Raw genomic sequence first — 16,150 nt, 5'->3', positions numbered from 1 at the left:
AACAAAAAGGAGACATAATGGACAAGATGTTAGGGGGCTACCAAGCTCTACAGATTCGATTGTTAAACGGGCGTATTTTTCAAAAACTCTTGAGCAAAGAACCAGAAGCTCAATATAGAAGTGAACAAGGAAAAATTTTAACAGTGCTTTGGCAAAAAGAAGATGGTCGAGCTACTGCGACCGATATCGCTCTTGCGACGGGTCTAGCCAATAATACATTGACCAGTATGGTTAAGAAATTGGAAGAACAAGGCTTGGTTACGATTCAACCTTGCACGCAGGATAAAAGGAAAAAATATATTTCTTTGACAGACCTCGGTTGGGCGCAAAAGAAATCGGTGACCGTGTCAGCAAAGAACTGGGAGAGATTTTCTACCAAGGATTTTCGGATCAAGAAATCCAGGAATTTGAAGCTTATCAAGAGCGGATTATCACAAATCTAAAAGATAAAGAAAATGACATCTAGGGAAAGGGAGTAACTGTTATGATTGGAATAACAGGTGTAACAGGGAAATTAGGTTCCTATGTGGCGGATCTTATAGATCAGAGAGGAATGGCTTCTGTACACTTAGCACGAAGTCCAGAGCGTGCAACAGTCTACGCGTCTGCGGAAATCCGTAAAATGGTGTATGCCAATACTCCAGAGGTGGTTGAGGCCTTAAAGGGGATCGATACTTTGTTGATGGTCTCTGCTCGGGAAAATCCAGAGCGTGTCAAGGAGCACAAGGAGTTTTTAGATGCTGCAAAACTAGCGGGGGTAGAGCATATCGTCTATACCTCCTTTTATGGGGCAGATGAGAAGGCAACGTTCACTTTGTCTCGAGATCATGCCCAGACGGAAGCCTATATCAAGGAGTTAGGGTTCACCTATACTTTTCTAAGAGATAATTTTTACTTGGACTTCTTGATTGATATTGCGCTTGAAAATGGAGAAATTCGTGGTCCGGCAGGAAGTGGTCTTGTGTCAGCTGTTGCCCGCAAGGACACATCTAGGGTTGCAGCAGAAATTCTTTTAAATCCTAAGGAGTGGGAAAATCAAAGCTTGAATCTGACAGGGCCAGAGGATCTTTCCATGGAAGAAATCGTAGCGCTCCTCTCAAAAGAGAGCGGTAAAACCATCACGTATGTGGATGAATCAGTAGAAGAAGCCTATGAGTCACGGAAAAAATGGCCAGCACAAACTTGGGAGTACGATGCCTGGGTCAGCACCTATACAGCGATTAAAGCTGGGGAACAAGCTGGGGTTTCTACAGATGTCGAAAAAGTCCTAGGGCATCCAGCAAGTAGCTTATTGGATATTCTTAGAGACAGAAAACTTATTGAGGAAAATTATGATTGAATACAAACATGTAGCCTTGCGCTACACGGATAAGGATATTTTAAAAGATGTCAATCTCCGCATTGAAAATGGAGAATTTATGGTGTTAGTGGGTCCTTCAGGATCTGGAAAGACTACCATGCTCAAGATGGTCAATCGTCTCTTGGAGCCGACAGATGGCAATATCTATATGGATGGGAAACGTATTAAGGACTATGATGAGCGGGAGCTACGTCTCAGTACCGGCTATGTCCTTCAGGCCATTGCCCTATTTCCTAATTTGACAGTTGCTGAAAATATTGCTCTCATTCCTGAAATGAAGGGATGGAGCAAGGAGCAAATCACTTTGAAAACAGAAGAACTCTTGGATAAGGTGGGGCTCCCTGCTGCAGAGTATGCAAATCGCATGCCTAGTGAATTATCTGGTGGGGAGCAACAGCGGATTGGCATTGTGCGCGCTATCATTGGAGAACCAAAAATTCTATTGATGGACGAACCTTTTTCAGCCTTGGATGCCATCTCTCGCAAGCAGTTGCAGGCTCTTACAAAAGATTTACATAAAGAATTCGGCATGACGACCATCTTCGTAACACATGATACGGATGAGGCCTTAAAATTAGGGGATCGAATTGCAGTTTTGCAGGATGGGGAAATTCGTCAGGTCGCAGAACCTGAAACAATTTTACAAGCGCCTGCGACAGACTTTGTAGCGAACTTGTTTGGAGGTAGCCTTCATGTCTAATTTGATTTCAACTTTTCAAGAACGTTTTGGGGACTGGTTAACGGCCCTCGGACAGCACTTACAATTGTCTCTTTTGACCTTAATTATTGCAATTTTCCTCTCAATTCCTTTGGCCATTTATCTTAGCACGCGCGAACGTGCCAGTAACTGGATTTTACAGATTGCTGGAGTCTTTCAAACCATTCCTTCCATGGCCCTTCTAGGACTCTTTATCCCTATTATGGGAATTGGAACGCTTCCTGCTTTAACAGCTCTAGTCATTTATGCGATATTCCCAATTTTGCAAAATACTATTACAGGATTGCGTGGGATTGACCCTAGTTTGGAAGAAGCTGGGATCGCCTTTGGGATGACCAAGTGGGAGCGACTCAAGAAGTTTGAAATTCCACTGGCCATGCCTGTGGTGATGTCAGGGGTAAGGACTTCTGCGGTAATGATTATAGGAACAGCAACCTTGGCAGCCTTGATTGGGGCTGGAGGACTTGGTTCTTTTATCCTTCTAGGTATTGATCGAAGAAATTATAGCTTGATTCTGATTGGGGCCATTTCTTCAGCGGTTCTTGCTATTTTATTCAATATTGTTCTAAAATGGATGGAAAAGGCCAAGTTACGCACGATTTTTGCAGCTTTCGCTATCATGGTGCTTGGTTTGGGAGCAAGTTACGCACCAAGCATGATGCCTCAGAAAGAGAAAGAAAATTTAGTCATAGCCGGTAAATTGGGACCTGAGCCAGAGATTCTCATGAATATGTATAAGCTTCTCATTGAGGAAAATAGTGACATGACGGTGACGGTTAAGCCTAACTTTGGGAAAACAGATTTTCTTTATCAAGCGCTTAAAAAGGGTGATATTGATATCTATCCAGAATTTACAGGTACCATTACAAGCTCTCTCTTGCAACCAGCTCCTAAAGTCAGCAACGACTCCAAAGAAGTTTTCGAGGTTGCGCGTGATGGTATAAAGAAACAAGATAATCTAGCTTTACTCAAACCGATGGCTTATCAAAACACCTATGCGATTGCTGTTCCGAAAAGTATTGCGAAAGAGTATAATCTGAAGACGATTTCTGATCTCAAGAAAGTTCAGGACAAGCTCAAAGCTGGTTTCACGTTGGAATTTAACGACCGTGAGGACGGAAACAAAGGACTTCAATCAGTTTATGGACTAAATCTTAATGTGGCTACCATGGAGCCGGCACTTCGCTATGAGGCAATCCAACAAGGCAATATCCAAATAACAGATGCCTATTCAACAGACCCAGAAATTGCTCAATATAATTTAGTTGTTCTAGAGGATGACCAACACCTCTTCCCACCTTATCAAGGGGCACCCCTCATGAAAGAAGCTCTTCTTAAGAAACATCCAGAATTGGAAGGTATTCTTAATAAGTTATCTGGTAAAATCACAGAGAGCCAAATGAGTCAGATGAACTACCAAGTGGGAGTAGAAGGAAAACCTGCTGCTAAAGTCGCACGTGAGTTTTTGGTCAAACAGGGACTATTGAAGAAATGATCAAGCAAGAAAAAATACAAGAAACTCTTTTGCGACTTTGTGAGCACTATGGAGAGCAAAATTGGTGGCAATCGGATAACAAGATTGAAGATTTGGTATCGACTATTCTGATTCAGCGAACAACAGAGAAGAATGCTAAGTTGGCTTTAGCTGGTCTTATGGATGTCATGACAGTAGAGGGTATCCTGGCTTTACCGCTAGAAGAGTTACAGGAACGTATTCGACCTGCTGGATTTTTTAAGCAAAAATCTCAAACGATTAGGGGACTTCTGATCTGGTTAAGAGAAGTTGGTGGTTTTGAAGTTCTGTCCAAGATTGGAACAGAAGATTTATGGAAGCAACTTTTGGAGTTAAAAGGGATTGGACCAGAGACTGCAGATGCACTTTTACTCTATCTTTTTGATCGTCCAGTTTTTATTTCTGATGAATATGCGAGAAGACTTTTTCGACGCTTAGGATTTGGAAACTTTGATACCTATAATGAAATGCATGCTGTTACAGGTAACGTCTTGGAAGGCCTCACTCTCAAACAATGTCAGGAGATTCATGCCGTCATTGATGAACATGGCAAAGCTTTTGGCAAAAGTAAAGGCCAGTTAGACGAAAGTTGGTTACGATAAAAAAGAGCCTGGGACAGTCGTTCCCTGACGCCACAAAAGCAACGGATTTTGTACTGATTCCAAACGTCAGAAAATTTATTTTTAAGCAAAGGATTTAGTTCTGTATTGCACAGGACTAAGTCCTTTTAGTTTTATCTTAATACGTTTGTTGTTGTAATAATTAATATAGTCTACAATAGCTTGTTCCAAATGCTCAATTGACTTAAACGTCTTCTCATAACCATAAAACATCTCAGACTTCAGAATGCCAAAGAAGGATTCCATCATGCCGTTGTCTGGGCTATTGTATTTACATGACATAGATGACTGGAGTATAAGAGTCATCCAAAAGTATGTGCCTCCTTGTTCAATATCAAAAGATTGGTGAAATAAATAGCGAATATCCCTTTTTATATTGCTCAAAATCTGATTTTTGGATGAAAATACCAGATGATAAAGTAAATCATTTCGAAAATAAAAAAGACAAACGCCCACAATGACGTTTGTCTAGATTAAGGAAGTTATCCTTGTACTTTAGCTCTACTTATTAGCTTAAATCGTATGTTACTCAACAGATTTTAGGGCTTCGAGCATATTGACTTTCTTAAGGTGTTGGTTCACAAAGATACCGAGACCTGTCAGAATGACAATGACAACAAGTGTTGGAATGGCATAGATGAGCCAGCCCAGGCTTGGATTGAACATGATATTTTCAGGAGGGATAACCTCTACCATGTATTGATGCAATCCCCAACCAAGTCCGAATCCAACCAAGATACCAATGATAGAGAGATAAATGGTTTCTCGATAGATGTAGAGTGTCACTTCTCTATTAAAGAAGCCTAGAACCTTAATGGTCGATAACTCACGGATACGTTCTGCCACATTGATATTTGTCAAATTAAAGAGAACTACTAAAGCAAGAAGAACAGAAATCCCAATCAATACTGCCATAACACGGCTAAGGGAGTTGACGATGGTCTTGATTTGTGTCTTTAGAGTAGTATTTTGAACAACCCCTTTGACACCATCAAGCTCCATAAATTGACTGGCTGTTTGCTCAACGTTTTTGTCTGAGTGATTCTTCAGTGTTAGAATAGTAGCGTTTTGGCTCGCCTCTTTACCAAAAGCATTTCTGTAAGTAGTTTCATTCATAAAGATGAAGTGGCCCATATACATTTCAGAAATACCAGCAACTTTGAGTTTGATATCCTTGTCTTGACTATTTTGAACGGTTAACTCATCCCCTACAGAAACGCCAGCTAAGTCTGCCAATTTCTCAGAAATAATAATCCCTTTGTCGGTCAATTCGAGTTTTTGACCAGTTTCACGATTATGGAGCTTGATGTAATTTTGTAGAGTTTCTTGATCCTTGTCTTTGACCACAAGGGTTGTGATATCTTGATGATCGTTATTAGTTCCTGCCTCTTTTGAAAGCATTTCGTAATGAATAGAAAGATGTTCCTTGACCTTGCTATCGTTAATTAATTTTTGGATATTTTCCTTTTCCTGTTCATCCAGATGATCCTTGTTTGCGACAATCATATCATAGCGAATGATGTTAGGGAATTGGCGTGTGTTAAGGTCTCCAATAGAAGAACGAATACCGAGTCCAGCAAAGAGAAGTGCGATGGAACCGCAGACACCAAAAATAGTCATGAACATCCGTTGCTTGTAGCGGAAAATATTTCGGGCAGTGACTTTTTGTGTAAAGTTCATCCGGTTCCAAAGCGGGGTGATGCGCTCCAGAAGAATCTTAGAACCAGATGTTGGAGGTTTTGGAAGAAGAAGTTGGGCTGGCTTTTCTCCTAATTCGCGCTTGGCTACCATAAAGGCAGGAAGAACTGTGGACAAAAGACCAAGGACAATAGCTAAAAGAGTCTTAAATGGATAAAAGTGTAACTCAATCGGTGCGAGGAGGATCCGCTCTTTATAACTATTGTATATGATAGTTGGAAGGAGAATGTGACCTGCAGCAACCCCAATAGCAGTACCAATCATGCTGGTTACAAATCCATAAATAATAAATTTACGGATGATGTCCTTGTTTTGGTAACCAAGAGCTTTGAATGTCCCTGCCTTAATCCGTTCTTCCTCGACGAAGCGTCCCATCGTGACGAAGGTTACCAAGGCAGCAATAAAGTAGAGGATAACAGGGAAGATATTACTGAGGTTCTGAAAAACAGAAGCGTTGGTCTCGTAGGAAACGTACCCTTCTGACCAAGGAGCTTCACGACGTGTGTAGACATCGTAGCTTGGTTCAGTAATGCTATCGATTTTTTCTTGAGCTTCCTTTATTTGCTCCTTCTTTTCAGCGATTTCATCTTGTGCTTGTGTCAATTGTCCCTGGACAAGAGGATTCTTATCCTGACCGCTCGCTTTTGCTTGTTCTAGTTTCTTGTTAAGTTCAGTCTCTGCCGTTTGAAGTTGACTTGTTTGTTGGTCAATCTTAGCCTGTGGATCAGCTTTTAATTCTTTCAAACGGTTAGCAGGTTGATTTTTTACTAATTTTTCGAGCTCATTTTCGTGTTTGGAAACCTTGTCAGTGTAATCCTGGGTATAGGGGTTAGCACTATGGACGTCTTTGTAAGCTAAGCGTGCAATCATGTAGACGTCGGAATCAAAACTAGATTCAGGAACTACCGCATAACCTTTGAGTTCCCCACTACCAGCTGTCGATGAACCGAGGTCAACACTTGATAAGATTTCAGATGACTGAACAAAGCCAGTGATGGTAAAGGTGTGTTCTTTTAAGACATCCTTACCATTGTCACCCTCTTTTTCAGAAAACGAGATCTTGTCACCTATCTTATATTTGTCTTGATAGACTGAAGAAAGAGCAATTTCACCTTGCTTACTTGGAAGTTTTCCTTTTACAACCTCATAAGTTGAGATATCTTTTGGTTTTGAAAATAGTCGAAAGGCATCAGTGGAGTCTTTCAGAACGACATCTTTAAAGTAACCGTACTCAATGTTTGCCTCTGAAGAGACTTGATTTAGGAGGTCTTGATCCGACTGGTTAAGTCCATAGCTACCAGTAACTGTGAGGTCAGCAGTTTGGTGTTTAGTGAAATAGCTTGTTCCCGTGTGTTGCATATCAGGTGTCGTCACCTTTAGACCCACAAGAGCGAAAGAACCCAAGGCCATGAGTGAAGCAATAGAAACCACCCGTCCTTTAGAACTAGAGAAAGACTTTCTGACATCTTTCCAATAAGTTTTACGATTCATGAGACATCCTTTCTAGTACTCGAGGCTATCAATATCTTGTGGAGTTGCATTGAGTTCAATACTTTGAACACGCGCATCATGCATACGAATCACACGATCTGCAATCGGTGCAAGCGCCCCATTGTGAGTAACAATGATAACGGTAGCTCCTTCATTGCGAGCCTTATCTTGGAGAATCTTCAAGACCTGTTTTCCAGTATTGTAATCCAGGGCTCCTGTAGGTTCGTCACAGAGGAGAATTTTAGGATTTTTTGCGACGGCGCGAGCAATAGCTACTCGTTGTTGTTCACCACCAGACAATTGTGCAGGGAAGTTGTTGATGCGTTTCCCAAGACCAACATCAATCAAAGTTTGTTCCGCATCTTTAGCATCCGCAACAATTTCAGAAGCCAACTCTACATTTTCTTTGGCCGTTAAGTTTGAGACCAAGTTATAGAATTGAAAGACGAATCCGACATCGTTTCTGCGATAAGCTGTTAATTGTTTCGCATTATAATTGGAGATGTCTTTCCCATCGATAATGACTTTTCCTTCATCGTTGGTATCCATACCACCAAGAATATTGAGAACAGTTGATTTTCCTGCGCCTGAAGAACCGAGTATAATCACTAACTCCCCTTTTTCAATCTCGAATGTGATATCATTGTTTGCGATGATTTCCACATCACCTGTTTTATAACGTTTGTAACTATGTTTCATTTCAATATAAGCCATGTGTATTTGTCTCCTTTAAAAAATTATCAGCTGCTAAAACGACAACCTGTTGAATAATTACGAAGGTTATTTTATGATTTTTTTTATACGATTGCTACAACAGAAAACAACAATGTGTTGAAATAAGGATACGAAAATGGTATTAATAAATGAAAATCCTTGATGATGGTTGACAATTACAAAAATCAAGATATACTTTAATCAACAATATGTAGAAACAAGGGGTTTGTATGCAGCAGAGACAAACGACAACTAAGTCAGATATTAAAGAAGCCTTCATTCAGCTTTTAGCGACAAGAAACTTAGAGGATATTACGATTAGTCAGTTAACCAAAAAAGCGGGTGTTAACCGCTCGACATTTTATCTGCACTACCTAGATAAACAGGATTTTTTAGAGCAATTAAAAGAAGAAACCATAACGACGGTTCGTATGATTTTAAGGAAAGAAACCTTTTATCCCAAAGAAGCCTTAGAAGCCATCTTGTCTCATTTTCAAGAGAACAGTGCTTTTTTTGTTGAAATTGCAAAAAATCCAAGCTTTCGTTTTGCAGATAACATTCGTTCTTTTATTTTGGGTATGATTGAGTCAACGCCACGTTCTCGACCAGTCATTGTGGCAGCTTATCAAATGCCAGAGCGCTATGCTATTACCATGTATGTTTCTGGTTTGACAGGCCTTATCGTCGACTGGATTATCAATGGGACTCAAGAAAGCCCCCAACAATTGACCAAAATTATACTGGATTCTCCAGGAATGGAGTGGTTTAAGGGATAAGGTGGAGATGGACAAGAAATAATTTAATTTGATTTTTTACTAAATTTTCTACATTCACTTGTAGTTTTAAAACAAGGTTAACAATTTAAGGAGCTGAACGTTTCAATGAATCAATATACCATCCCACAATTTATCGTCGATGCTTTTACAGATACTGTTTTTAAAGGGAACCCGGCGGCTGTTTGTCTTCTTGATAAATGGTTGTCAGATGATACTTTACAGAATATTGCTAAAGAAAATAATCTTTCTGAGACAGCTTTTACGGTTAAAAATGATGATTACTACGAATTACGTTGGTTTACTCCAGGTGGGGAAATCGATCTGTGCGGCCATGCAACCTTGGCAACGGCTTTTGTTCTTTTTAGATTTTTTGAAAAGAATGCTGAAAGTCTAACTTTTGCAACACAGAGTGGGGAACTTTTGGTTACCAAAAAAGGTGAGTACTATGAGCTGAATTTTCCAGCATACTCCACGCAACAGGTTGCAGTCACAAGTGAGATGGAAGAAGCAATCGGTGTCCGTCCGCTTGAAGCATGGCTTGGAAGAGATCTAGTATGTGTCTTACCTCATGAAAATGAGGTCATTAATGCAAATCCAGATTTTGATAAAGTAAAAGCTTTAGATGGGCTTCTCCTGAATATCACTGCCAAAGGAAGCAAGTATGATACTGTGACACGAAGTTTCGCTCCAAAATTATCAGTCAAGGAAGATCCAGTCTGTGGATCAGGACACTGTCATGTCATTCCTTTGTGGGCTAATAAGTTGGCACAAGCAGAATTTAGGGCTTACCAAGCCTCTGAAAGGAGTGGCATCCTCCTTTGTCGTATAGAGGGTGATAGGATTTACCTTGCAGGAAAGGCTGCCCTATATAGTCGTGGAGAAATTTATGTCATGGACTAAATTTCTGTCGATTACGAAAACGTAGAAGTATTAGTGACAGTAATGAAAACAAAATCCCAGTCGAAAGATGTCTAGCTCAGCTAGGCATTTTAAATTTCACAACATTTTTTAAAGAATTTTCAGAAAAGACTTGACAATTTAGAAAATAAGCGTATGATAAGACTATGAACTTTTAAAAATAGTAATTTTACTATATTAACTCATGTCGACTACGGATGGTATGGTAAAGTGACTATATGGTTCTAATAACTATTCTATAGAGCGTTGCGTCCGAAAGTCATTCCTGACACGGCTCTTTAAAAACAAAAGGAGACAAAATGAATACTTATATCCAAAAGAGACTTGCTAAGATCCAAATGACACTTGATGAGATGTCTGGTGGTTATCGTCGTATGGTTAATGGGATGAAGAAGCTAGGGTTAGCAGGTAGTCTAAAGGCTATCTGGGATGACCTTTTTGCTAATCGTAGTCTTCGAGCCTGGATTTACCTCCTACTCTTAGGAAGTTTCCCACTGTGGTTGGAGCTCTTTTACGAGGGTCGCATAGTGGACTGGACTGGGATGATCTGTAGCCTAACAGGTATTATCTGTGTGATTTTCGTATCTGAAGGTCGTGCCAGTAACTATCTCTTTGGTTTGATCAATTCCGTCATTTATTTGGTGCTTGCCCTTCAAAAAGGCTTTTACGGTGAGGTTTTGACAACACTTTACTTCACAGCCATGCAGCCGATTGGTCTTTTAGTATGGATCTATCAAGCGCAATTCAAAAAAGAACAACAAGAATTTGTTGCCCGTAAATTGGATACGGTTGGATGGACCAAGTACCTATCAATTAGTGTGCTTTGGTGGTTAGCCTTTGGTCTTATTTACCAGTCAATTGGAGCTAATCGTCCTTATCGTGATTCTATTACCGATGCGACTAATGGAGTCGGTCAGCTCTTGATGACAGCTGTTTATCGTGAGCAATGGATTTTCTGGGCAGCTACTAATGTTTTCTCTATCTACCTCTGGTGGGGAGAAAGCCTTCAAATTCAAGGGAAATACTTCATTTACCTCATCAACAGTTTGGTTGGTTGGTACCAATGGAGCAAGGCAGCTAAGAAAGCTTAGTACTTATGTTTATCAATTAATAAGAGGATCCAGAAGGGTCCTCTTTTTGAGTTTATTTCTCTTATGTAGAAGCTAGTGACGATGCTTATCACATTTAGAATAAAGATAGTAATGTACGTTTACCTAAATCCTTAAAAAGACCTAGATTTGGACTCTAAGTCTTTTTGTATAGTCTCTGTAGAAATGAGACTCACATATTATTGGAATAGATACAGCCAAACATATAGCAAAATAGTGATGATTAAGTCAATAATAAAACGTATTTGATGGTGTGATTTGTTGAATTTTTGGTTATTTAGACCATTCATGAGAGCGCCCCCGCAAATTATCGAGCTAGCAAATAGCCATATATAAAACGCCAAGGTACGATTAACCATAACAAGAAGAAGGGCTGAGATACAAGCAATGGCACCAACTATAATAAATCCGATTCCTAAGCTTTTTTTTGCCTTTTAGAATAGCTGATAGTGCAGCAACAAGATGAAGCAGGACAAAAGCAAGGGCTAAAAATACTGTGATGATGCTAAAGATGAGATAAAGTGACATAGACGTTTCCTTTCTATGATATGATTGCCTGAGTACTATTTTTTATGACTGATTTTATGAAGAATCATAAATGATACTACAAGATTTAAAATAATAACCAATAAGGTAAAAAGAGAGTAACTATAAAGTTTCATTGGAAATTCATTTTTGAGATTGCAAAGAGCAAACAAACTTGTTAAAATGCCCGTTAACAACCCAGGCACATATTTTCGAATAACGACTGTCTGAATCAAATGTCCTAAGACATGGTAGATATAAGCGATTATGATGCTTGCGTAAATGCTATAGTTGTTAAACTGGTAACTAAGATATAGCGACGTCATTAGGATCAGAAATTGCTCCAAGACAATGGCATTGAAAGCAAAAGGAGTGTAATAAGATAGGATTCGATTGTTTGGATACTGGATTGATATTTTTTTGATAAAGGATGGCGTCCAAACGATTTCTTCCAGTTCGTGAAGCATGAAGAGTGATGGAAATAGAAAGTAAAATTGCACGCTGGTCATTGAAAATACTCCCTTCTAGTTCGACCCCACTTTTAAAATCTCCAAATAAAATTGGATCACTTCTTGTTCGGTGTAGGACTTGCCTTTTTTCAACCACCAGCTGAGGGTTTCGATGAAATGGCTGACGACTAGGTGTTTGAGATAGGAGTGAGGAATGTTAGGGTACGATTGGATGAGTTCGTCGGCTACCATTGGGTAGACATCGTGTTCTAGTTCTTTTCGCAGTTGCCGTATAAAATAATCGTTTTTAGAGAGCAAGAGACTGGTCACATGATCTTGATTTTTCTTGAAATGCTGAAAGATATGAGCCAGATAGTCTTGTGGTGAGAGGTGTTCAGCACGCTCAAAGAGATGGTGAAAGAGCTTTTGACAGAGTTCATCCAGTAGTAACTCCTTACTCTCGTAATGGCTGTAAAAGGTCGAGCGCCCCACATCAGCAAGGTCTATGATTTCCTGAACCGTGATGGCCTCGTAGTCCTTTTGATTGAGTAGTTGTAAAAAAGCATTATAGATGGCTTTTCGAGTCTTAGTAATACGACGATCCTGAGCAGTCATATGGACACTTTGAACAAACTGTTCAGTAACGTACACCCTAAACGGTTTGCCCCTATCCTTTCTGTTGTGAATGTTAGATAATGATAATGAACATGATGTTCATGAATCTATTATAACAAAGGAAATAGGATTATGAAGACAAAACATGCGGTCTGGCTGGCTTTTTTCTTGAATTTAGGATATGCCATTTTTGAGTTTATTGCAGGAGGAATTTTTGGGTCCAGTGCAGTTCTTGCTGATTCCGTCCATGATTTGGGAGATGCGATTGCTATTGGGATCTCCGCCTTTTTGGAGAGTATTTCCAATCGTGAAGAAGACAGCCACTATACCTTGGGCTACAAGCGCTTTAGCCTTTTAGGGGCCATGGTAACAGCTGTGATTCTCATGACAGGGTCCGTTCTGGTGATTTTGGAAAATATAACGAAACTCTTTCACCCACAACCTGTCAACGATGAGGGCATTCTCTGGCTTGGAATCATAGCCGTCAGCATCAATGTGCTAGCGAGTCTGGTCGTTCGCAAAGGGAAAACCAAGAATGAATCTATTCTCAGCCTGCACTTTCTGGAAGATACCTTAGGTTGGGTGGCTGTCATCTTAATGGCCATTGTTCTCCGATTTACCGATTGGTATATTCTGGATCCGCTCTTATCTCTTGCTATTTCCATCTTTATTCTGTCAAAAGCTATTCCACGTTTTTGGAGCACGCTCAAGATTTTTCTCGATGCTGTGCCAGAAGGAGTGGATATCCAGCAAGTTAAGAGTGATTTGGAGCAGTTGGACCATGTGGCTAGTATCAATCAGCTCAATCTTTGGACCATGGATGGTTTGGAAAAGAACGCCATTGTCCATGTTTGTCTAGAGCATGTCAACCACATGGAGGTTTGTAAAGAAGCGATTCGTACCTTGCTCAAAGATTGTGGCTTTCAAAACGTTACCATTGAGGTTGATGAAGACTTAGCAACCCACCGAGCCCATAAACGTAATATTGAGGAGTTGGAAGTGGGTCAAAATCAAGGACATGGTCACCATCATTAAGAAACGTTATTTAAACTCTTAGAGTTTGTCTCTAGGAGTTTTTTTGATACTAAGTTAACTAAAGTAAGCCTTTTCATGATAAAATAGAACAAACGTGGAACAAGGAGTAATTATGAGTAAAAGAGCTGTATTGATGATGACTTTTGGGTCCCCAGAAGAGATTACCTATGAAGGAGTAGCAGAATTTTTCACAAATATACGACGTGGAGTTCGTCCCGAACCACATGAAATTCAGACCTTATATGACCATTACCTACGAATCGGTGGAACGCCGCTCCAAAGGATAACAAAGAAAGAAGTTGACTTGGTTGCTTCCGCTCTTGGAGAACAAGTGACGGTTTACTTTGCCAATAAATTTTCCCGACCTTTCATCATAGATGCGATTAAAGAGATGGAGAATGACGGAATTGAAGAATGTTTGTGTTTGATTCTAGAGCCCCATTATTCATACTATTCAGTCATGGGCTATGAAAAATTTTTAGAAAGTGATCAAATTAAGTTCCAAATTATCAAGGACTGGTACCGCGAACCTTCTCTACTTCACTATTGGGCTGATGAAATCCGAAAGATTTTAGATCAGATTGGAGACGACAGTTATAAGGTGATTTTTTCAGCCCACAGTGTCCCAGTTTTGGCACTAGATTTTGGTGACCCTTATATCGATCAGATTTATGACAATAGTCGCTTGATTGCGGAGATTTTAGGGCTTGAAGAGGAGCAGTACACCAATACTTGGCAGAGTGAGAGTGATATAGGTATTCCTTGGATTAAACCAGATGTTTTAGAATATCTGCGAGATGAGAGTGAACACCCGAACCACTATATTTTTGTTCCGATTGCCTTTATTAGTGAGCATATTGAGGTTCTTTTTGATAATGATGTGGAATGTAAGGAGCTTTGCCAAGAGCTAGGTGTAGCCTATCATAGACCTCCTATGCCAAATAGCGATCCTCGTTTAATCAAGGCACTTCTTTCGACAATTCAGTCTCATATAGACGGTGACTATAGTGACTATCAACCTCAGCTGGAGACCTTTGATGAGTTAGAAGCTCCATCAAGTACGAGTCAGATTTTGGAAGAAGAGAATGATATCCAAATGCCAGATTTTGTGAAGAAGTTAATTGCCAAGAAAGGCCGCGAAAATGTCAAAATGCCTTTCCTGGTCAAGAAAATGCTAGAAAAGAAGTATGGGAAAAAATATCATTAGTTGCTATTGTTTGAAAGTAATTTGGAGGGCTTGATTTGAGCCAGAGCTTAATTAAAAGTGTATACTAACAGTAACTAAAGAAAAAGAGGTAAACATATGAAATCAGCAGTTTACACCAAAGCTGGCCAGGTTGGTCTAGCAGATATTGATCGACCGCAAATTGAGGCTCCAGATGATGCTATTATCCGCATTGTCCGTACCTGCGTTTGTGGTTCCGACCTCTGGAGTTACCGTAATCCTGAAATCGAAGAAGGACATAGTAATAGCGGTCATGAGGCTATCGGAATCGTCGAAGAAGTTGGTGAGGATGTCACTACTGTAAAACCAGGTGACTTTGTTATCGCGCCTTTCACTCATGGTTGTGGGGAGTGTGATGCCTGCCGTGCAGGGTATGATGGGACTTGTGACCGCCATATCGGGACCAACTGGTCAGGTGGTGTCCAGGCTGAGTATATCCGTTTCCACTTTGCCAATTGGGCACTTGTGAAAATTCCAGGTCAACCATCAGATTACAGCGAAGGCATGCTTAAGTCACTTTTGACACTTGCTGATGTCATGCCGACCGGTTACCATGCAGCGCGTGTGGCTAATGTGCAAAAGGGTGATAAGGTGGTCGTTATCGGGGATGGTGCTGTTGGTCAATGTGCCGTGATTGCAGCTAAGATGCGTGGAGCTTCTCAAATTGTCCTTATGAGTCGCCACGAAGACCGTCAACAAATGGCCTTGGAGTCAGGCGCGACAGCAGTCGTAGCTGAACGTGGTGAAGAAGGCATTGCCAAGGTGCGAGAAATTCTCGGTGGTGGAGCAGATGCAGCTCTCGAATGTGTGGGTACTGAAGCAGCCGTCGACCAAGCTCTCGGTGTTCTCCATAATGGCGGGCGCATGGGATTTGTCGGTGTGCCTCACTACAATAACCGTGCCCTTGGTTCAACCTTTGCCCAAAATATTTCTGTGGCGGGTGGAGCAGCCTCAGTTACTACTTATGATAAACAAGTTTTGTTAAAAGCAGTTCTTGACGGTGATATTAATCCGGGTCGTGTCTTTACTAATAGCTACAGCTTGGATGAGATTAATCAGGCTTATAAAGATATGGATGAACGTAAGTCTATTAAGTCCATTATTGTGTTTGACTAACAAAAATTCTAGTAGAAATCATCTACTAGAATTTTTTTAATATAAATCCAAATCCGGACTTGAAAATTTCTTGGTTTGGGTCATATAAAAATACGTAAAATAAACTTCCATTGCTAATGGTCATCACAGTTGCGATGGAGATGACAATGGTCGGATAGGCAGAAAAAAGAAGGGAAAGTAGGAATCCTATTTTACCTGACTTTTCTTGAAAAGGGTGTTAAAATAAAGATGAAGAATGTAATCGTTTACATTAATTTAGTAATGTTAT

General features: G+C 40.3%; 14 protein-coding genes and 2 pseudogenes. 11 read left to right on the top strand and 5 right to left on the bottom strand.

Translation table 11 applies throughout. From position 1 onward, the window contains the following. The first annotated feature begins 17 nt into the window (after positions 1–17). The 5 genes and pseudogenes from SSAL8618_RS05710 (at position 18) to SSAL8618_RS05690 (ending at position 4,193) form a co-directional block, all read left to right on the top strand. Positions 18–466: pseudogene (locus SSAL8618_RS05710) on the top strand (MarR family winged helix-turn-helix transcriptional regulator). 18 nt (positions 467–484) lie between these two features. Beyond that, positions 485–1,339, top strand: a complete 855-nt coding sequence (locus tag SSAL8618_RS05705; RefSeq protein ID WP_038676105.1) for an SDR family oxidoreductase — start codon at positions 485–487, stop codon at positions 1,337–1,339. Then, complete coding sequence (locus SSAL8618_RS05700) at positions 1,332–2,060, top strand: ATP-binding cassette domain-containing protein (RefSeq protein WP_038676102.1); 729 nt, start codon at positions 1,332–1,334, stop codon at positions 2,058–2,060. Before SSAL8618_RS05705 ends, SSAL8618_RS05700 begins: the two co-directional genes overlap by 8 nt. Continuing rightward, positions 2,053–3,573 carry an ABC transporter permease/substrate-binding protein gene (locus tag SSAL8618_RS05695; protein WP_038676101.1) on the top strand — a complete coding sequence of 507 codons (1,521 nt, stop codon included), beginning with the start codon at positions 2,053–2,055 and terminating at the stop codon, positions 3,571–3,573. The genes SSAL8618_RS05700 and SSAL8618_RS05695 overlap by 8 nt, the downstream gene beginning before the upstream one ends. Beyond that, positions 3,570–4,193 (top strand): endonuclease III domain-containing protein, encoded by a 624-nt coding sequence (locus SSAL8618_RS05690; protein WP_038676099.1) that lies wholly within the window; start codon positions 3,570–3,572, stop codon positions 4,191–4,193. The genes SSAL8618_RS05695 and SSAL8618_RS05690 overlap by 4 nt, the downstream gene beginning before the upstream one ends. Positions 4,194–4,274: 81 nt before the next feature. On the opposite strand, the pseudogene SSAL8618_RS05685 reads toward SSAL8618_RS05690, so the two are convergent. The 3 genes and pseudogenes from SSAL8618_RS05685 to SSAL8618_RS05675 form a co-directional block, all read right to left on the bottom strand. After that, positions 4,275–4,505 (bottom strand): annotated as a pseudogene (locus SSAL8618_RS05685) (IS3 family transposase); the annotation flags it as partial. Positions 4,506–4,736: 231 nt separating this feature from the next. Further along, positions 4,737–7,400, bottom strand: a complete 2,664-nt coding sequence (locus SSAL8618_RS05680; protein ID WP_038676096.1) for an FtsX-like permease family protein — start codon at positions 7,398–7,400, stop codon at positions 4,737–4,739. Between the two features lie 12 nt (positions 7,401–7,412). Continuing rightward, positions 7,413–8,114, bottom strand: a complete 702-nt coding sequence (locus SSAL8618_RS05675; RefSeq protein WP_038676094.1) for an ABC transporter ATP-binding protein — start codon at positions 8,112–8,114, stop codon at positions 7,413–7,415. A gap of 230 nt (positions 8,115–8,344) precedes the next feature. On the opposite strand from SSAL8618_RS05675, the gene SSAL8618_RS05670 reads away from it, so the two are divergent. The 3 genes from SSAL8618_RS05670 to pnuC all read left to right on the top strand — a co-directional run bounded on the left by SSAL8618_RS05670 (position 8,345) and on the right by pnuC (position 10,899). Continuing rightward, the gene (locus tag SSAL8618_RS05670) at positions 8,345–8,890 is read left to right on the top strand and encodes a TetR/AcrR family transcriptional regulator (protein ID WP_038676092.1); all 546 of its coding nucleotides are present in this window, start codon (positions 8,345–8,347) and stop codon (positions 8,888–8,890) included. A gap of 105 nt (positions 8,891–8,995) precedes the next feature. Continuing rightward, on the top strand, positions 8,996–9,790 hold the full coding sequence (locus SSAL8618_RS05665) for a PhzF family phenazine biosynthesis protein (protein WP_038676090.1): 795 nt from the start codon (positions 8,996–8,998) through the stop codon (positions 9,788–9,790). Between the two features lie 317 nt (positions 9,791–10,107). Beyond that, entirely contained in the window at positions 10,108–10,899 is a 792-nt protein-coding gene (gene pnuC / locus SSAL8618_RS05660) for a nicotinamide riboside transporter PnuC (RefSeq protein ID WP_038676088.1), read from the top strand. 581 nt (positions 10,900–11,480) lie between these two features. Here pnuC and SSAL8618_RS05655 read toward each other — a convergent pair. Next, on the bottom strand, positions 11,481–11,951 hold the full coding sequence (locus SSAL8618_RS05655) for an HXXEE domain-containing protein (protein WP_038676086.1): 471 nt from the start codon (positions 11,949–11,951) through the stop codon (positions 11,481–11,483). A gap of 15 nt (positions 11,952–11,966) precedes the next feature. Beyond that, positions 11,967–12,506, bottom strand: a complete 540-nt coding sequence (locus SSAL8618_RS05650) for a TetR/AcrR family transcriptional regulator (RefSeq protein ID WP_049497948.1) — start codon at positions 12,504–12,506, stop codon at positions 11,967–11,969. Between the two features lie 132 nt (positions 12,507–12,638). Here SSAL8618_RS05650 and SSAL8618_RS05645 point away from each other — a divergent pair, with 132 nt between their 5' ends. The 3 genes from SSAL8618_RS05645 to SSAL8618_RS05635 all read left to right on the top strand — a co-directional run bounded on the left by SSAL8618_RS05645 (position 12,639) and on the right by SSAL8618_RS05635 (position 15,882). Then, entirely contained in the window at positions 12,639–13,541 is a 903-nt protein-coding gene (locus SSAL8618_RS05645; protein ID WP_038676082.1) for a cation diffusion facilitator family transporter, read from the top strand. A 112-nt stretch (positions 13,542–13,653) separates the two neighbouring features. Continuing rightward, positions 13,654–14,748, top strand: a complete 1,095-nt coding sequence (gene hemH, locus SSAL8618_RS05640) for a ferrochelatase (RefSeq protein WP_038676080.1) — start codon at positions 13,654–13,656, stop codon at positions 14,746–14,748. A 96-nt stretch (positions 14,749–14,844) separates the two neighbouring features. Then, entirely contained in the window at positions 14,845–15,882 is a 1,038-nt protein-coding gene (locus tag SSAL8618_RS05635) for a zinc-binding dehydrogenase (RefSeq protein ID WP_038676077.1), read from the top strand. The last annotated feature ends 268 nt before the right edge of the window (positions 15,883–16,150 follow it).

This window comes from Streptococcus salivarius, assembly GCF_000785515.1.
Taxonomy (GTDB): Bacteria; Bacillota; Bacilli; order Lactobacillales; family Streptococcaceae; genus Streptococcus; species Streptococcus salivarius.
Note: the sequence above shows the minus strand (reverse complement) of the source record. Positions and strands in the feature narration are given on the sequence as shown.